Source organism: Aurantivibrio plasticivorans (assembly GCF_055392955.1).
Genome location: NZ_AP036020.1, coordinates 3,745,921 through 3,763,241 on the forward strand (window position 1 = coordinate 3,745,921; position 17,321 = coordinate 3,763,241).

The 17,321-nt window shown below is 48.5% G+C and carries 14 protein-coding genes; 2 read left to right on the forward strand and 12 right to left on the reverse strand.

Translation table 11 applies throughout. The annotated features are described in order from the left end of the window. Nucleotides 1-148 precede the first annotated feature (148 nt). Nucleotides 149-715, forward strand: a complete 567-nt coding sequence (locus ACZ5NB_RS16770) for a YybH family protein (protein ID WP_464107598.1) — start codon at nt 149-151, stop codon at nt 713-715. After that, on the forward strand, nt 705-1,313 hold the full coding sequence (locus tag ACZ5NB_RS16775) for a nuclear transport factor 2 family protein (RefSeq protein ID WP_464107599.1): 609 nt from the start codon (nt 705-707) through the stop codon (nt 1,311-1,313). Before ACZ5NB_RS16770 ends, ACZ5NB_RS16775 begins: the two co-directional genes overlap by 11 nt. Before the next feature lie 31 nt (nt 1,314-1,344). Here ACZ5NB_RS16775 and acs read toward each other — a convergent pair whose 3' ends face one another. From acs to ACZ5NB_RS16835, 12 genes are all read right to left on the reverse strand, one after another. Then, nucleotides 1,345-3,285 (reverse strand): acetate--CoA ligase, encoded by a 1,941-nt coding sequence (acs, locus tag ACZ5NB_RS16780; RefSeq protein ID WP_464107600.1) that lies wholly within the window; start codon nt 3,283-3,285, stop codon nt 1,345-1,347. Nucleotides 3,286-3,477: 192 nt separating this feature from the next. Continuing rightward, a complete protein-coding gene (panD, locus tag ACZ5NB_RS16785) occupies nt 3,478-3,867 on the reverse strand; it encodes an aspartate 1-decarboxylase (protein WP_464107601.1) in 390 nt (129 codons plus the stop codon). Nucleotides 3,868-3,962: 95 nt separating this feature from the next. Then, on the reverse strand, nt 3,963-4,814 hold the full coding sequence (gene panC, locus ACZ5NB_RS16790; RefSeq protein WP_464107602.1) for a pantoate--beta-alanine ligase: 852 nt from the start codon (nt 4,812-4,814) through the stop codon (nt 3,963-3,965). 336 nt (nt 4,815-5,150) lie between these two features. Then, nucleotides 5,151-6,509: a replicative DNA helicase gene (dnaB, locus tag ACZ5NB_RS16795; RefSeq protein ID WP_464107947.1), complete on the reverse strand. Its 1,359-nt coding sequence runs from the start codon at nt 6,507-6,509 to the stop codon at nt 5,151-5,153. A 448-nt stretch (nt 6,510-6,957) separates the two neighbouring features. After that, on the reverse strand, nt 6,958-7,404 hold the full coding sequence (gene rplI / locus ACZ5NB_RS16800) for a 50S ribosomal protein L9 (protein WP_460233451.1): 447 nt from the start codon (nt 7,402-7,404) through the stop codon (nt 6,958-6,960). Between the two features lie 46 nt (nt 7,405-7,450). After that, entirely contained in the window at nt 7,451-8,317 is an 867-nt protein-coding gene (locus ACZ5NB_RS16805; RefSeq protein WP_464107603.1) for a YybS family protein, read from the reverse strand. 56 nt (nt 8,318-8,373) lie between these two features. Beyond that, a complete protein-coding gene (rpsR, locus tag ACZ5NB_RS16810) occupies nt 8,374-8,604 on the reverse strand; it encodes a 30S ribosomal protein S18 (RefSeq protein ID WP_460233453.1) in 231 nt (76 codons plus the stop codon). A 2-nt stretch (nt 8,605-8,606) separates the two neighbouring features. Then, entirely contained in the window at nt 8,607-9,056 is a 450-nt protein-coding gene (gene rpsF, locus ACZ5NB_RS16815) for a 30S ribosomal protein S6 (RefSeq protein ID WP_460233454.1), read from the reverse strand. 177 nt (nt 9,057-9,233) lie between these two features. Continuing rightward, nucleotides 9,234-9,995 (reverse strand): 23S rRNA (guanosine(2251)-2'-O)-methyltransferase RlmB, encoded by a 762-nt coding sequence (rlmB, locus tag ACZ5NB_RS16820; RefSeq protein ID WP_464107604.1) that lies wholly within the window; start codon nt 9,993-9,995, stop codon nt 9,234-9,236. Between the two features lie 30 nt (nt 9,996-10,025). Then, complete coding sequence (rnr, locus tag ACZ5NB_RS16825; protein WP_464107605.1) at nt 10,026-12,479, reverse strand: ribonuclease R; 2,454 nt, start codon at nt 12,477-12,479, stop codon at nt 10,026-10,028. Nucleotides 12,480-12,573: 94 nt separating this feature from the next. Then, a complete protein-coding gene (locus ACZ5NB_RS16830) occupies nt 12,574-14,214 on the reverse strand; it encodes a phytase (RefSeq protein ID WP_460233457.1) in 1,641 nt (546 codons plus the stop codon). Continuing rightward, the gene (locus ACZ5NB_RS16835) at nt 14,215-17,076 is read right to left on the reverse strand and encodes a TonB-dependent receptor (protein WP_460233458.1); all 2,862 of its coding nucleotides are present in this window, start codon (nt 17,074-17,076) and stop codon (nt 14,215-14,217) included. Between the last annotated feature and the right edge of the window lie 245 nt (nt 17,077-17,321).

Consider the following 17,321-nt stretch of genomic DNA (forward strand, 5'->3'; position numbering starts at 1 on the left):
TCTGGTGTTATATATCACTATAACACCATAACCACAAAACCCCACCCATTCACGTAAAGAAAGGTTAATAATCATTCGTGACAGATCTAGGTTTTCAGGCAGGAAAAATTAACGGTGCTAGGATTTAGAAAAGACCTAGGAGAAAGCAATGCTCGACACCAGTACGCGCTTTGGTAGATATTTTGCTCTATTCACATTGATACCAGCCCTTTCTTTTGTCGCCGACGCTAACAACACAACCTCCGTTGCGGAGCAAGGCAATACCAACCGACGCATATCGCTTTCAATTGCCGATGAAGATCAATTCATTCAAATCAACGAATCCTTAAAAGTCACCCGACTAGGGATATCTGAAGCCTACCGAGATGCCGACCTAGAACGCCTTATCAGTTTTTACCACCCACAAGCGCACCATACTGTTTCAAGCGTCACTAGCCGGGGCAAAGAAAAGATCAAAGAAACGCTCAGCTATATTTTAAAGCTCGACGCTCGAATTCACCTGCGCGTTGAATCTCTTGATGTCGATGCAGACGGACTAATCGTTGAACACGGAGAGTACGACTACAAGGTCTCCTCTGCTTACACCATGGAGTTTTCATCGACTTATAGAATTAAATGGATCAAAGAAGATGGCCGCTGGCTAATTTACAGATACCACGCAGATGAACCAACATGGCTACCAAGCGAAGACACCAGCGACTCAAGTGAGCAATAAACGACATAGTACGCCATCATTCATTGGCAACAAGGCTACAACATTTTTTGCAATGCTGGCGTATCTAGTCGCCACACCATTAATTGAGGTTCCGGTTACCGCCCAAGAAGCCACATCAACCCAGCGGGAGTTGCAAACAACGTATTCTGAAAGTTTATTGAGCGACAAAGAATCGGCAGACATCATCACAAACATCGAATCAGCCCGCCAAGCCTATTACGAAAGTTACACTTCAGGTGATGCGAAAAAACTTTCAGAGCTTTACCACAAGGATGGGAGTTACACCGTCGCCGGTGTAACCACGCAAGGGGTCGATAAAATTATTGAGATACTAGTGTTTGCGGTAAAACTCGATGCCAAGTTGACACTAACCGTTAAAAGCATCGAAATGACCACCCCTAATAATATTATTGAACAAGGGGTTTACAATTATTCTGCAGAAACACCGCGACAATTTAAATTTTCATCGACTTATCAATTGGAGTGGCAAAAGCAAGACGACAAATGGCTGATAAAAAACTATATCGCCTACGAACGAGAAATGCTGAAAATCCCTGACTTGGATAGTTTTAGCTCGGCACCGACTAACTCGCCATAACAGCCGAGCAAAAACCATCCGTCGTACAACGTTATTTAATTAAACGCTTTTCAATTAAATCGTCTACTACACTCGGATCAGCTAAGGTAGACGTATCACCTAAACTGTCGAGTTCGTTAGCGGCGATTTTTCGTAAAATACGACGCATAATTTTACCTGAACGCGTTTTAGGCAAACCGGGTGCCCACTGAATGTAATCAGGTTTAGCAATTGCGCCTATTTCTTTGACACATAAATCAATAAGTTCTTGCTGCAGCGTATCAGTAAAACTTTCTCCAGCCATTAAAGTCACGTAGGCATAAATCCCCTGGCCTTTAATGTCATGGGGACAACCTACCACGGCAGCTTCCGCCACTTTATCATGCAACACAAGCGCACTTTCGACTTCAGCAGTACCCATTCGATGGCCACTGACGTTAAGCACATCGTCCACCCGACCTGTGATCCAGTAGTAACCATCTTCGTCGCGTTTAGCGCCATCACCCGTAAAATAATAACCTTTGTACGTTGAATAGTACGTTTGCACGCAGCGTTCATGATCACCATACACGGTGCGCAACTGGGACGGCCACGCACTCTTAATGGCAAGGTTCCCTTCACAAACGCCACTGAGCTCATTACCTTCGCCATCCAAAATAACAGGCTCGACACCAAAGAAAGGCAAGGTTGCTGAGCCGGGTTTTAAATCAGTCGCCCCGGGTAAAGGCGTTAGCATGTGAGCGCCGGTTTCCGTTTGCCACCAGGTATCGACAATAGGACAACGTGATTCTCCCACTACGTTGTAGTACCACTCCCAGGCTTCTGGGTTGATAGGTTCCCCAACCGTACCCAGCAACACCAAAGATTGACGGGAGGTTTCATTAACAAACTCGTCGCCCGCTGCCATCAATGCACGGATTGCCGTCGGGGCGGTATAAAATTGTTTCACTTGATGCTTGTCGACAACTTGCCAACAGCGCGCCGCCGTAGGGTAATTAGGCACACCTTCAAACATTAATGTAATTGCGCCATTTGCTAGCGGACCATAAACAATATAAGTGTGGCCTGTCACCCAACCAACATCCGCAGTACACCAATACACATCCCCTTCGTGATAATCGAAGGTGTATTTATGCGTCATAGACGCCTGCAGTAAATAGCCGCCAGTGGTGTGAAGCACACCTTTAGGCTTACCCGTTGAGCCTGATGTATAAAGAATAAATAATGGATCTTCTGCGTTCATTGGCTCGGGCGGGCACACTTCAGCCGCATCCATCATGGCCTCTTCATACCAAATATCACGCTCGGCATCCCATTCAATATTGCCTCCGGTGCGCTTAACCACAAAACAGGTGTGCACACATTCGCACTGAGCCATCGCCTTATCCGCATTGGCTTTTAGTGGAATCGTCTTGCCTCCTCGAATACCTTCATCAGCCGTAATCACGACTTCACATTCTGCATCAAGGATACGATCTTTCAGCGCTTCCGGTGAAAAGCCGCCAAACACAACAGAGTGGATTGCCCCCAAGCGCGCGCAAGCCAACATCGCGTAGGCAGCCTCCGGAATCATGGGCATGTAGATACACACACGATCACCTTTTGAAACTCCCCGTGCTTTCAGTGCATTGGCAAGCTTACAAACTGCTGTGTGCAACTCATCGTAGGTGACGGTTTTATCTTCGGACGGATCGTCTCCCTCCCAAATAATGGCAGTTTGATCACCCCTCTGCTGTAAGTGGCGGTCAATACAGTTATAGGTAACATTCAGCTCACCCTCTTTAAACCAGCTCACTTCGCCTTTGTCTAAATCGAATTCACGAACCTTGGTAAACGGCTTACTCCAATCCAGGAAGCTATTCGCTTGCTCAGCCCAAAAGGTCTCAGGGTCACTGATGGACTGTTGGTACATTTGTTGGTAGCGCTCTTTGTTGATATGCGCGCTGGAAGACCACTGCTGTGGCACTTGATGAAGCTTGGGTAGATCCGACATTCATTCACCCCTATCGTGTATTCGTTGTTAATTCTTATTGGCACTCAAACACTGGCATCAATGGGTCAGCCATCAATTTTGAGCCATTGTAGCCCGTCTAGATGAGCATCAGAAGTCAAGAAGATGGTGAAGCGTTGTAAGAATTGCGAAAAGGGGAATCAAAAACGCCCCGGGCGGGGCGTTTTGGTGGGGTTATTTTACTTCTTTGAGCTGAACCGGAATGGTGTTTGCCGTGCGCTCAACCGTATTATCTTCGTTGAGATATACCAATTTAGGCTTAAAGTCTTGGGCTTGTTCTTCGCTGAGCTGCCCGTACGCCGCGATAATCACACGATCGCCCACTTGCACCTTACGCGCCGCTGCACCATTCATGGAGATAGTGCCTGATCCCGCTTCGGCGATAATGACGTAGGTTGTGAAACGTTCGCCATTATTGACGTTATAGATGTCAATTTGCTCAAACTCGCGCAGCCCAGCAAGCTTGACGAGGTCCGCATCAATCGCACAGGAACCGTCGTACCAAAGCTCAGCTTGGGTAACGCTGGCCATATGTAATTTGCCTTTTAAGAAAGTGGATAACATATCTACCTCGCTTTCACTTTGGGTTGCCGCAGCAGGCCGGCTATTGTGCCTTTTTTAGCCATCAATGCAACCGCGTTTCCTGGCGTTTCCGCCGACTATTGTAAAGTTAATGATAGGTTGTCTATCAGCCTAGCACTCTCAGTAAACATCGCACCGAGCACCGTAATGTCATTGTCATCGTGAGCTGCCGGCTCCAGTGTTTTACTGTTGCTGATACTCAGATAATCTACTCGAAAGCCTGCCTGTTCGATGCGTTTCGTACCCTCTTGTTCGAGAGCTATAAAATCTTTTTCACCCTGCTCTATGCGATCCCGCAACCAGCACAGTGTTTGATACAACACCCCCACCTTGGGGCGCTCGTCGTCGGTGATATAGCCATTGCGAGAGCTCATCGCCAAGCCATCATCTTCGCGGAAAATATCACCAGCAACAATTTTTACTGGAATACAGAGATCCTCAACCATACGACGAATAACCGCCAATTGCTGAAAGTCTTTAATCCCAAACACCGCTTCGTCCGGCTGTACAATGTTGAACAGCTTACTAACGACAGTCGTGACGCCTTCAAAATGCCCGGGCCGACTAGCACCACACAGCACATCGGTCATAGACGGAACAACCACTCGAGTCTGCTCAGCCATGCCGTTAGGGTAAATCTCTTTTTCGTCGGGGTAGAACAAGTAATCACAGCCGGCTTCGGTGAGTTTAGCTGTGTCCGCCTCATAAGTACGTGGATATTTGTCCCAGTCTTCGTTAAGACCAAACTGTAGTGGGTTGACGAAGATACTCACCACAACCACGTCGCACTGCTGCTGAGCAATCTTAACCAGCTCAATATGAGCTTGATGGAGATTCCCCATAGTTGGCACAAAGCCGATGGTTTTACCGGCTGCTCGCTCTGCATTAAGCGCCTCGCGAACCGAAGCAACGTGATGGAATATCTGCATACTGTTTACCCCTGCGCGGCAGGAAAGCGATGTGACCCTCAACTTTTAGCACTCAAATGGCATATAAAGTCACAAAGCTGTACAAAACGTGGCCGGCGATCATACACAAGGATGTTACCGATGTACACGTTTTGACGACAAGTAACGGTTACATTTTCAGCATGATTTCTGCCAAACAATAAGGCGGCCAAATAAGGAGGGAGTGCTAATAGCCCTAGGGTGTCCGAGCGCCCGCATAAGAGTTCGAGCAACAGCCCTATCAGACACACGCGCCGTTATACAGGTCTAATAGAAGCCTTATCTTGCGCGTCAAAACGCGGGCGCGCCGATTAGCCGCTAGAAATCCTGACTAAAGTATTCTGGCGCAAGGTTTTCGAAACGAGTGAACTGACCAACGAAGGCGGCTCGAATGGTACCAATTTCACCATTTCGCTGCTTGCCGACAATGAGTTCGGCGATGCCTTTTTCCGGACTCTCTTCGTTGTAGTACTCGTCACGGTAGATGAACAAGATGATATCCGCATCCTGCTCAATCGCCCCGGACTCACGCAGATCCGAGTTCATTGGGCGCTTATTAGGACGCTGTTCTACACCACGATTGAGCTGAGACAGGGCAATTACGGGGCAGTCGTATTCTTTAGCGAGCGCCTTGAGAGAGCGAGAAATTTCTGAGATCTCTTGGGTACGCCCGTCGCTGGTACCGCCCGTGTGCATCAGCTGAATATAGTCAAGCATGATCAGCGCAGGACTACCGTGCTCACGAGCGATTCGGCGAGTTCGTGCTTTGACATCCTGAGGCGTTAAGCCTGGTGTGTCATCAATAAAGAGTGGGCGATCTTTCATTTTTCCGACCGCAGCAGACAGCTTTGGCCAATCTTCCTCGGTCAACTTACCGTTGCGGATCTTGCCCGCATTAATACGCCCAATGGACGACAGCATCCGCATGACCAAGGACTGGGAGGGCATCTCCATACTGAATACCAGTACCGGATTATCCTGATGCAAAATGGCATGCTCAACAAAATTTAGCGCTAGCGCTGTTTTACCCATCGACGGGCGCGCCGCAAGGATAATGAGCTCACCGTTTTGCCAGCCGGAGGTTTTCTCGTCGAGGTCGGTTAAGCCTGTTGCCAATCCGGTGATAGCCTCATCGGAGTCAAATAGCTCACTAATGCGGTCAACCGAACCTTTGAGAAGATCATTAACGCCCATAAAACCGCCCTCTTTCGGGCGGTTCTCTGCAATTTCGGCAACACGCCGCTCAGCCAACTGTAACAAATCATCCGAATCCAACCCCGCTGGGTTCATCGAAGACCGGCTGATTTCATTGGCGACAGAAATCAGCTTCCTGACGGTGGCGTGATCGCGAACAATCTTGGCGTAGGTGGTGATGTTTGCTGCGCTAGGCGTTTGTTGCGCCATTTCCGTGAGGTAGGCAATACCACCGACCCGCTCTAACTCACCATGCCGAGAGAGTGTCTCAGACAGTGTAATAACATCTAACGGGTGTGATTCAGCAGCCAGCTCACCCATCACCTTAAAGATTTGACGGTGGCTGTCTTGATAAAAGTCTTCTTCATTGACCAACTCAGCGACCGCATCGAAGCGCTGATTGTCGAGCATTAACCCACCGAGCACGGATTGCTCTGCCTCAATGAAATGTGGCAGCGAGCGCTCACTATCTCCACTTTGCATGGCATCTAGCAAGTCAGCAGGCTCGAGGTATTCGAGCGGGTATTCTTCGGGTAAATCTAGGGCCATAGTGAAGACAGAATCATTAGACTTATAGGTGGCACAGAACAGCTAATACTAATCAATCCTACCGCCTTTTCATACAATCAATGACACCCACTTAACCGGATTTGGATACAGGTGACCGCGGTAACCGACAAATAAAAAAGCGAGCGCTCCGTTGCGCTAATTGCACAACACAGCACCCGCTCTATTATTCACTCGCTCTTGCCTAGCTGGCGGCGATACATGCTCCAAGAAGCAATCGATGATCAACAGCGACCGATGGATGTCGACTGCTGAATCTCTTCAAGCGCTCGAAGCACTTAGCGCCACACCCATCGAGCTTATCCCAAATGAGACCCCGATAGATGCCTGAGGCTGAGCTGGCAGTAGAACTTACTGCTAGCCCTTACTCTGCAACAACAGTCAAGGTAATAGAAGTCGTTACTTCTGAGTGCAACTGCAGATCGATTTGGTATTCACCCACTTCGCGCAACGTACCTTCTGGCAGCTTCACTTCAGCTTTCGCTACTTCAACGCCTGCAGAAGAGATGGCATCGGCAATGTCTTTAGTACCGATAGAACCAAACAACTTGCCTTCGTCACCTGCATTCGCAGTGATGGTTACGCTTACACCCGAGAGTTGATCAGCGCGTTTCTCTGCTGCAGCAACTTTCTCTGCTGCCGCTGCTTCAAGTTCAGCACGACGCTCTTCAAACTCTTTAATGTTCGCTTCAGTCGCAGGCACAGCTTTACCCTGCGGGATTAAGAAGTTGCGACCAAAGCCTGCTTTAACAGCGACTTTATCGCCAATTTGACCGATACGGCCAAGCTTTTCTAATAAGATAACGTCCATCGTTTTTCCTCACAAAATTCGCATCAACGATGCGGTTTAAATACATTCAGTCTCGCGATTGAGTAGACGGCCGACTAAAGCGGCTACGGTAATCCACCCACGCATCAAAAAACCCTACCAAAAGCGCAACTAGGCGCGTCGGCTCGAACAGCAATAACAGGTAAAAGCCAACCAACCATGGGGTACCCAGTCGTCGGTTCGCTACCAGGCTATGAGCAACTGCACTGGCTACCATCAACAACGGTACAGTTACCAAAAAGCCCCAAGGCGCCGTTTGCATTTGTGCAATGAGCAACGCTCCAAACCCCAAAACCACAAGGGACTGGGTTTTGCTTAGCCGAAAGCTATAAAACTCCTGGCGAAAACCACCGGGGTTATACAGCAATGCTTGCCACCAACGAGCCAACACCAGCGAAAGCAATGCATCGACTACGATGCCAAAGCCAAACATGCCAGCGACGAACCAAATGGTTATAGTCTGCAGGTCATCAGGCTCTATGCCACTCTGCTCTGCATAACGTTTCAGTTCTTCATTAACCGCAGCGACAAACTCTGCGCTCTGCTGGTCGAAACTGGAACCAAAAACCAAACTCGCGGTAACAGCTAAAACTACCAAGCCCATACTAGCGGCCGGCCAGGAATTTACATTCCTCAGCACTTCCGCTCCACCCATCACCACCACGATGATGGAGAAATAGATGAAGGCCAAAGGTACTAGCGCTGAATCGAGCAGAGAGAATACAATCCACGGTAACAGTGCCCAAATGGCGACACTAAAACCGTCTAGCAGGCCTCGACGTAGGGTTACGAGAGCAACAACTGCCGGACCCACAAACGGTACAATCCAGCAACACAGCGCAACTATCGCCGCTTGTGCTCGCCCACGCATCACGAATTCAGCCAGGGCTCGCATGACTTACCTCACCTGTTAAGGCCGCTAGCTAAGCAGCCTTTTAGTTGTGGTTATGCCTACTGGTCGTGGCTATCTGTATAGGGCAACAAAGCCAAATAACGAGCACGCTTGATCGCACTAGAAAGCTGGCGCTGATACTTCGCTTTAGTACCCGTAATACGACTTGGAACAATTTTGCCAGTTTCAGAAACGTAGGCTTTCAATGTATCCAAATCTTTGTAATCGATCTGCTTAACACCTTCAGCTGTGAATCGGCAGAATTTACGACGTCGGAAAAATCGAGCCATGATTATTCTCCTTGCTCAGCTTCAGTGTTATCGGATGTGTCCGCTGTTGCTTCTGAGTCGCTGCTGCTTTCGGCAGTATTTTCAGAAGGCTCTTCGCGACGCTCTGTACGGCTCTTACGTTCACGGTTCTCTTTCTCTGCTTTCGCGATAGGAGACTGCTCAGTAACCGCTTCGTCCATACGCATAACCATGTTACGCAGTACGGCGTCGTTATAACGGAAGTTAGTAGTGAGTTCTTCCAAAGCTTCTTCGGTACATTCAACGTTCATAAGAATGTAGTGAGCTTTATGGATTTTGTTGATTGAATAAGCAAGTTGACGACGGCCCCAATCTTCTAGACGGTGAACCTGACCACCAGTAGAAGTGATTGCCGAAGAATAGCGCTCGATCATACCGGGCACTTGCTCGCTCTGGTCAGGGTGGACCAGAAACACGATTTCGTAGTGACGCATTGAAGCTCCTTACGGGTTAAAGCTTCCCGCTAAACGCATTGTGGCGTCGCAGTGAAGCAAGGAGAGCCGACCAACTTCCAATCTATAAATAGACCTGTGGCCAGCGGGGCCGCGTATTCTATGGAGTTAGGGGGGGCATTGCAAGCAATTTGGCTAGAAAAACGTCAACAGAAAAGCCTACTCGGCACCTCGCTGCCGCAAGGCCTCAAATAAGCAGACACCCACAGCAACCGAGACATTGAGACTGCTAACTCCACCCTGCATAGGAATGCTGGCAATAAAGTCGCAGCCTTCTCGCGTGAGCCGGCGCATACCTTCACCTTCTGCACCCATCACAATCGCCAGCGGGCCTTTTAAATCAGTCTGGTAAAGCGACTGGGTGGCCTCACCTGCACTGCCAACAACCCATACACCTTTGTCTTGAATGGCCTTTAAGGTACGAGAGAGGTTTGTTACGGAAATATAGGGCACCAATTCGGCCGCACCACTAGCCACCTTACGCACAGTCGGATTGATACTGGCGGAATTATCTTTCGGCGCAATAACCGCATGCACGCCAGCGGCGTCAGCAGTACGCAAACAAGCACCCAAGTTATGTGGATCAGTTACGCCGTCTAACACCAGCAAAAAGGCAGGTTCGGATAAATCATCCAACATGGATAACAAATACTTTTCATCATAAACCTCACCAGGTGTGCACTGCGCGACCACACCCTGGTGATTTCCATCTACCCACTTATCCAACTGATCTTTAGACGCAGCACTAACATCGACACCCTGCTTTTCTGCCAGCGCAATTAACTTTTGCAGCTTTTGGTCGCGACGCCCCTGCGAAACATACAGCACTTGAACTCGAGTTGCCGCTGTCTTTAATAATGTATGTACTGAATGAATACCAAACACCCACTCAGGTTTTGCTTGATTTGCTTTCTTACTCATAATTAACTTTATAGAAACGTAAATCGGAGGTTAGCGGCGACGTTTGCGAGCGGAGCCTTTCTTTTTGGAATTGCTAGATTTTTTGCCTGTCGACGTTTCACCACGTTCCGAACGATCCTTTTTCGTCGATTTAGACTTTTTGCCAGCACGATTCTTTTTGTTCGGCCTTCGAGCGTCATTCATCGCTTGCTGTGCTTCTTGCTTACTGATGCGATGAGTCTTCGAACCTTTCGCCTCAATAAGCTCAAAGTCGATTTTGCGATCTTCCAGATCAACACGCGCTACCTGGACAGTCAACTCATCACCTAAGCGAAACACGCGACGCGTATTTTCTCCCACCAAACGCATCTTGGAAGGCTCAAAATAATAATAATCTCTAGGCAACGATGTAATGTGCACCAAGCCTTCGACATATAAGTCTTCCAGCTCGACAAATAAACCAAACCCAACAACGGAGGTAACAACCCCCTGAAACGTATCGCCAACATGGGCTTGCAAAAACTCACACTTCAACCAGCTAACGACATCTCGAGTCGCATCGTCAGCGCGCCGCTCCGCCAGCGAAGTATGCTCGCCCAACTGCAGCATCATCGCCATATCGTAGGGGTAAATTTTTTGCTTGGCGATTACCTTCGCACCAGTTACACGCTTTACGCTCTTAGTGTCTTGCCTTGAGCGAATAACATGGCGGATCGCGCGATGTGTTAACAAATCCGGATAGCGACGAATAGGTGACGTAAAGTGGGTATACGCCGTGTAATTTAAGCCGAAGTGACCTTCATTTTCAGGAGAATAGACCGCTTGCCGAAGACTTCGCAGCATCATGGTTTGAATCATGTGCGCGTCGACGCGATCCTCAATCATTGCCATCAGTTCTTGATAGTGTTCAGGCTTAGGTTTGCGACCTCCAGGTAAGTACAACCCCAGTTCCGCTAGATAGTCCCGAAGATTTTCGAGCTTTTCGTCTGTAGGGCCTTCGTGAACGCGATACAAACCCACCAGTTCGTGTTTTTCTAAAAACTTTGCCGCACACACATTGGCGCACAACATACATTCTTCAATAATTTTGTGCGCATCATTCCGTACGACAGGAATAATTTTTTCGATCTTGCGGTTTTGATCGAAAATAATTCGAGTTTCCACCGTTTCAAAGTCAATCGCACCACGCTCATCTCGCGCGCCACGCAACGCTGTATACAATGAATGTAATTCATCAACGTGTTTCACCACATTGTGATAATGCTTGCGGATACCACTTTTGTTATCGCCGCGCTCCTCCAACATCTGACCCACTTTGGTATAAGTCAGCCGTGCGTGAGAATGAATCAACCCCTCATAAAACTTATAGCCACTGACTTTACCCGCCTCACTGATGGTCATCTCGCAAACCATCGTCAAGCGATCCACCTCAGGGTTGAGCGAACACAAACCGTTCGACAACGCCTCAGGCAACATGGGAATAACGTAGTCAGGGAAATAAACCGACGTACTGCGCAGCTGTGCTTCGCGATCAAGCGGGGAATCAATGTTCACATAGTGTGATACATCGGCGATCGCCACCCACAACCGCCAACCACTTGGTTTGCCGCCCGACTTTTTACGTTCGCAATAAACGGCATCATCAAAATCTCGTGCGTCTTCACCATCAATCGTTACGAACGGAAGTTTACGCAAATCGACTCGATGTTTTTTATCGGATTCATCCACTTCGCTCGGCAACTGGCTTGCCTCATCGAGCACATCGCCAGGCCATTGATTGGGAATGCCGTGACTGCGAACTGCCACATCAATTTCCATTCCCGGCGCCATGTGATCACCCAACACTTGCACAATCGGGCCTGCCGGAGGCTGGCTACGTGTTGGCTGCTGTTCGATATCCACAACAACATATTGACCAGATTCCGCGTCGCCTTGCTCTCCAAGCGGTACAAGAATATCTTTCACTAAACGCGGATTATCGGGGCGAACAAATTGAATGCCGCGCTCTTTATAAAAGCGCCCAACGACTTGGCGCGTATTGTGGGACAACACCTCAACAATCGAGCCTTCTTTTTTGCCTTTAAAGCCATAACCTGAGGACCGCACCAAGACTTCATCACCATCAAAGACCTTGTCCATTTGACGCGATGTCAGATAGAGGTCTTCACCTCCGTCTTGAGGGATGAAAAACCCATAACCGTCTCGATGACCTTGCACCCGCCCGCGCAATAGATGCATACGATCAACCACACCATAGGCTCTCCGACGGTCTCTAATTAACTGACCATCTCGCTCCATGGCGATCAACCGCCGACGCAACGCCTCAACATCATCAGGGTCACTGAGATTAAGTAACGCCGTTAGTTCGTCATGCGTTAGCGGTTTGCCGACGTCGCGCAATTGCTCAAGAATATACTCTCGGCTGGGGATAGGATTTTCGTATTGCGATGCTTCGCGCTTCGCATAGGGATCGGAGGAAGGTTTGCTACGTTTTCGTTTACTCAAAAGATGTGCTCAATAGATACTAAAGAACGGATACTATACGCCGCTGAACCGCCACTTGCATCTATTGAGTCTCGATAGTGGCGGCCCAAACAGGCTATTCGTCAAGCTTAAGCGCCTCAACCACATCCTGCCACTCAACCACCTTTAAGTTTTGAGGCAAATAACCACTACGCGTGTCATTTAAAACGTTGAGACCATCTTGGACTACCAACACCTCTCGCAGCGAGTCTACCGCTAAACCGTCGGTACCACCGGATCCATCGATACCAAGCCCGATGTTTGGCGATATTTTTACACTACCGCGATAACCATACGGAGGCAGTCGATCAAAGATCGCGTAGGTTGAATTTCCCTGGGAAGACGCTACCAGATACCCAGAGTCGCCTTGGAGGTAGATATCCAAACCCTCCACGTCTGCCACAAGTCGCTCGCCGTCAATGGCATGAACCAATGTCAGGGCCGTATTGGCGGCCGGGAGAGTGGACGTTACGTAAATACCGTCATCTTCCACACCGACAAATAAACGCTGATTCGCATCGTCGGCGACGCAGCCTTCAGGCTGATCATCAGTGACAAATTCGCGCAACAATGAGGAGGTAATCGAGCCCGGATTAATGTTGAGTAGCCACTGCTGATAGCGCCCATCCTTATCATTCACAAACACAAACACTTGCTGCTGATGTTTATGCATACACAAGCCGTAAGGGTCGTCTAAACCTGTGGCAACCTCGGCATTTTCCAACCACGTCACGCGGCCTTTCTTATCAATGCCAAATAAGCTGATGGATTTCAATGTACGATTACTTGCCGCCGCAATGGCAACAAAATCGGGATGATTATCGACAGGGCGCAAATCTACATTGTTGACTCGCCCCACAGGGATGAACTGTTGCTGCTCTCCCGTGAAGTCGTACACTCGTAAACCAACGCGCTTATCCGTTGCCAATATGCGATGATACTTTTCATTGCGAACGCCGCTCCACACAACCGGATCATCCATGACATCGCCTGTTAATTCGGCAGGTGTTGTTTCAAATTTCGGAGTGATCTGAGCAACATTGCGCGAGTTGGCTCTAAACCCGTCGACACTGACAACAAGCTTTTCCTCAACCCACAAGCCTTTATCGGTCACTTCGACGCTTTCTGCATCCGCATTCAAATTACCTATTGGCTCAACGGCCGCCACAAGCTTACGCTCATCTTCGAGCTCAGGGTCTGATGCAAAGCGCCACAGCCCAACCCCCTCTTCCATGACAAATAAGTCAAACGTATTGGGCGGGGAGTAACACATTTTGCTGTTCAGGCTTCCAGCCAATGTTCGCACAAGCTGTAATTGTGTCGTTTGCAAATCGATCAGCCATTGCGCCAAATAACCTTTGTCATCGAAGGTAATCAGTGTTGGCAAATTGTCATAGGACGACAAGCAAACCCCGTCGAGCTGTTGCGTAGAAAAATAATGCCCGATCAGCAATGAGTACTTCTCACCCGATTTCTGCCACACAGATAAAAGACCGGACTCATCATCCAATGTCACCGCCAATTCACGCGGCGTGGAATTCCATCCGTAACTGGCCCGCTGCACACCCTGATGCAGTACGCCGGGATCAATTGACGCTAAATCGTCCAGCGTTTTTAATGCGTGTGTGGTCGCAGCAATTTCTGGTGGCACGGTCTGATGCACACAGCTCACCATCAAGTAAGCTGCTGCAACGGTTACAACAAAACGTTTTATCACTTAAAACCTCGTGTAGCTCAAACCCAGTACAAACGTGCGACCGTATTCTTCGTACTGACGGTTGAAGCTAGCGCCACCCTGGTAAATGTAATAAGGCTCATCAGTTAAGTTCGCGCCTTCGAGGTAGACCTGAAAGCTTTCATTGAAATCATATTTTAATGAAAGATCGATTTGCGCATGCTCATCACGATAAACATCTAACGCTGATGAACCACCGATTTCCTCTAATCTTTCCGCCGTGTAGTTGTAGGCAAGCCGACCACTAAAACCGCCCAGCTGGTAGCCCAACATAAGATTTGCCACAGTATCGGCAGAACCAATGAGGTCGCGGGTCACACCATCTTCGTAATCCGCCTCGGTATCAGTGAAGGTTGCGTTAACTCCGACGGTTAAGCCGTTGACAAAGTTTTTGATGTACGCCAACTCAACCCCCGCAACCGTCGCAGATTCACCATTGCGATATTGCGTAGCGTCAACATCGTCGATATCCGCGGCTGTTAAGTCTGGCGTAAGGATTAACCAAGGCGCTAGGTTGATAGTGTCAGACACATTGGTTAAGGCAATAAAGTTATCGATGTCTTTATAAAAGAATGCCGCAGACATGACACCAAGCTTACCGGGATAGTATTCAGCACTTAAATCAACGTTAAACGCCTCGTAAGGATCTAAGTCAACGTTGCCCAACTCTTCAATCTCTAACTTCACTTCGCCGTCTTCATCTTCAATTTCCGCTAAGGCCGAGGGATTAATCGCACCAAAGCCAGGACGACTGATGGTTTGACTCAAGCCACCACGAATAATTAAATCATCCGTCGCCTTATAGCGCGCGACAATACTTGGCAATGCATAGTCGTAATCACCATCGAAAGACACACCGTCGGCACTTGCGACAACATCATTTTGATTGCCATCCGCCAGGTCTGCGGCGGCAAATGCAGTCGATGGATCGTCAGTTTCATAGATGCTTCCCACCGCACCTCTGGAAGAAAAATCGGTTTGCTCAAACCGCACACCACCGACAAGACGCAAACGATTGATATCGACCTGAGCCATTACATAGGCAGCGAAAATTTCTTCGCTCATACCGTAATCACCAACACTCGACTCAACGACACTTTCTTCAGCATTCAGACCGGTACTTCCCAAAGCAAATGCTGTTGAACGCAACGCATTGGCATTTAAACCAAAACCAAAGTTTGCTAGAGAATAATCTGGTGAGCCCGCCACGAAGTCACTGGCGCTCAAGAAGTCTAAGTCATCGTAAACCCGGATATCTGAACGACGCTCTTTTTCGCGATCACGATATTTAAAACCAAACTTCACTTCACCTGGATTGCCGCCAAAATCAATGTCGCGGGCAACATCTAGCTTGAAACTAAGCTCTTCATCTTCCACCAAGTTGTTCTCGATGGCGATATCATCAAACTTAAAGTTATTTGCATCATAGGCTTCGGCAGCCAATGAATAATTAGGTATCTGCCCCAAGTTTGAATAGGAAAACGCGTAAGGATCATCCGTCTCAATTTTTGAATCCACCCGATTAGGCTCGTCTTCTTCAGCCGTTGAAAAACCTAGAGCGTAATCATAAGACCAAGTACCTACTTCAGTCTCGCCACCGAGCACCAGCGAAATAATTTCCTGTGTTTCAATACGATCTTTCATGCTGCGTTTGTATTCGGCTTCAGTAAAGCTCGCACCGCCGCCGATAGCACTGACTGTATCCGCATCGGGTTCAATTTCAATACGATTACGAATTTCGGCGTCCTCAAAATCACTGTATAACGTTCGCAAGTAAAAGCGTTGTGACTCACTGGTGCGCAAGTCAAAATTCAACGCAAAGCCAAGTCGTTCCCGCGAAATTTGATAGTCTCGTAGCTCAGCCTCTTCAGTTACTGGCGCTCCGCCAACAATCTCCCAGTCGCCATCTTGTTCCGTATTTTCCGAACCAAATTCCCTATCCTCATAAGACAAAGACGCAGCGATTGCCAACTCGTTTCCATTCGACAAATCAAAAGCGTTGGAATAGGTCGCTGAAATTTTCGGACTATTCTCTTCTTGCAAATTGTTATGGTTATTCTCGACACTAAATCGCATGAACTGGCCATTGCGATCAAAACCGCTAAGACTTTTTACGTTGATACTGCCACTGATAGACCCCGCATCTTGATCCGGCGTAAAGGTTTTGTTGACCTCGATTGTTTCAAGTAAATCAGCAGGTATAACGTCTAGCGCTACAACACGCTCCCCCGAGTCAGGGGCTGGCACATTCACGCCATTAATGGACACTGTATTCAGGGATTGAGGTAACCCACGAACAGCAACGAAACGACCTTCCCCTTGGTCCCGCTCAATAAAGACACCCGGCGCGCGCTGAAGCGCTTCCGCTATGTTTTGGTCTGGAAGATCACCCGCACGATCAGAAGAAATGACGCTCATCGTGGTATTGGCTGAGCGCTGACGATTGAGGGCCGTCGCTGCTTGACTCGATACACCGTAAACAATGATGTTATCCATGTCCGCCACGTTTTCACCAATGCGAACGATTTGCGACTCGACCTCGTCGTCAACAACAAGCGTTTGCGAGACCGCGTCTGCGCCAACATAGTCGACTTTTAACGTATAAGTCCCCTCAGGCACATTTCGGAAAACAAATCGACCGTCTTCACCGGTACTCACTGTTCGATTAATTTCCTCGAGACGAACCTGCGCGCCAGCGAAGTTCACTTTTTGCTGACTGTCCGTTACGCGACCTTCAACGCGAGCAGCTTCAACAGAAATAGATGTAGTAGCAGAGATAAGGCTAGCGACTGCCACACTCAATAGATTTTTAGGTAACGTTTTAAGACACAGTGGTTGGTTCATGCAGCCCCCCAATTGACCGTTTGCATGTCGTAAAAGGCGTCACCTTAGTCAGGGGATATGGCAGAAAAGGGTCAGTTTTATGAAGTTAAAAAGACAACATTGTGACCGATTAGTATGTTCAACATACTTAAAAAGAATCAACACCAGCTCGAGATTAGCGATCAGAGAGGGCCAAATAGAAACTTTGACTAACCGAGCATCGGCCAACCAGACGAGCGCTATTTAAAATGTGCGCCTCAACCTAT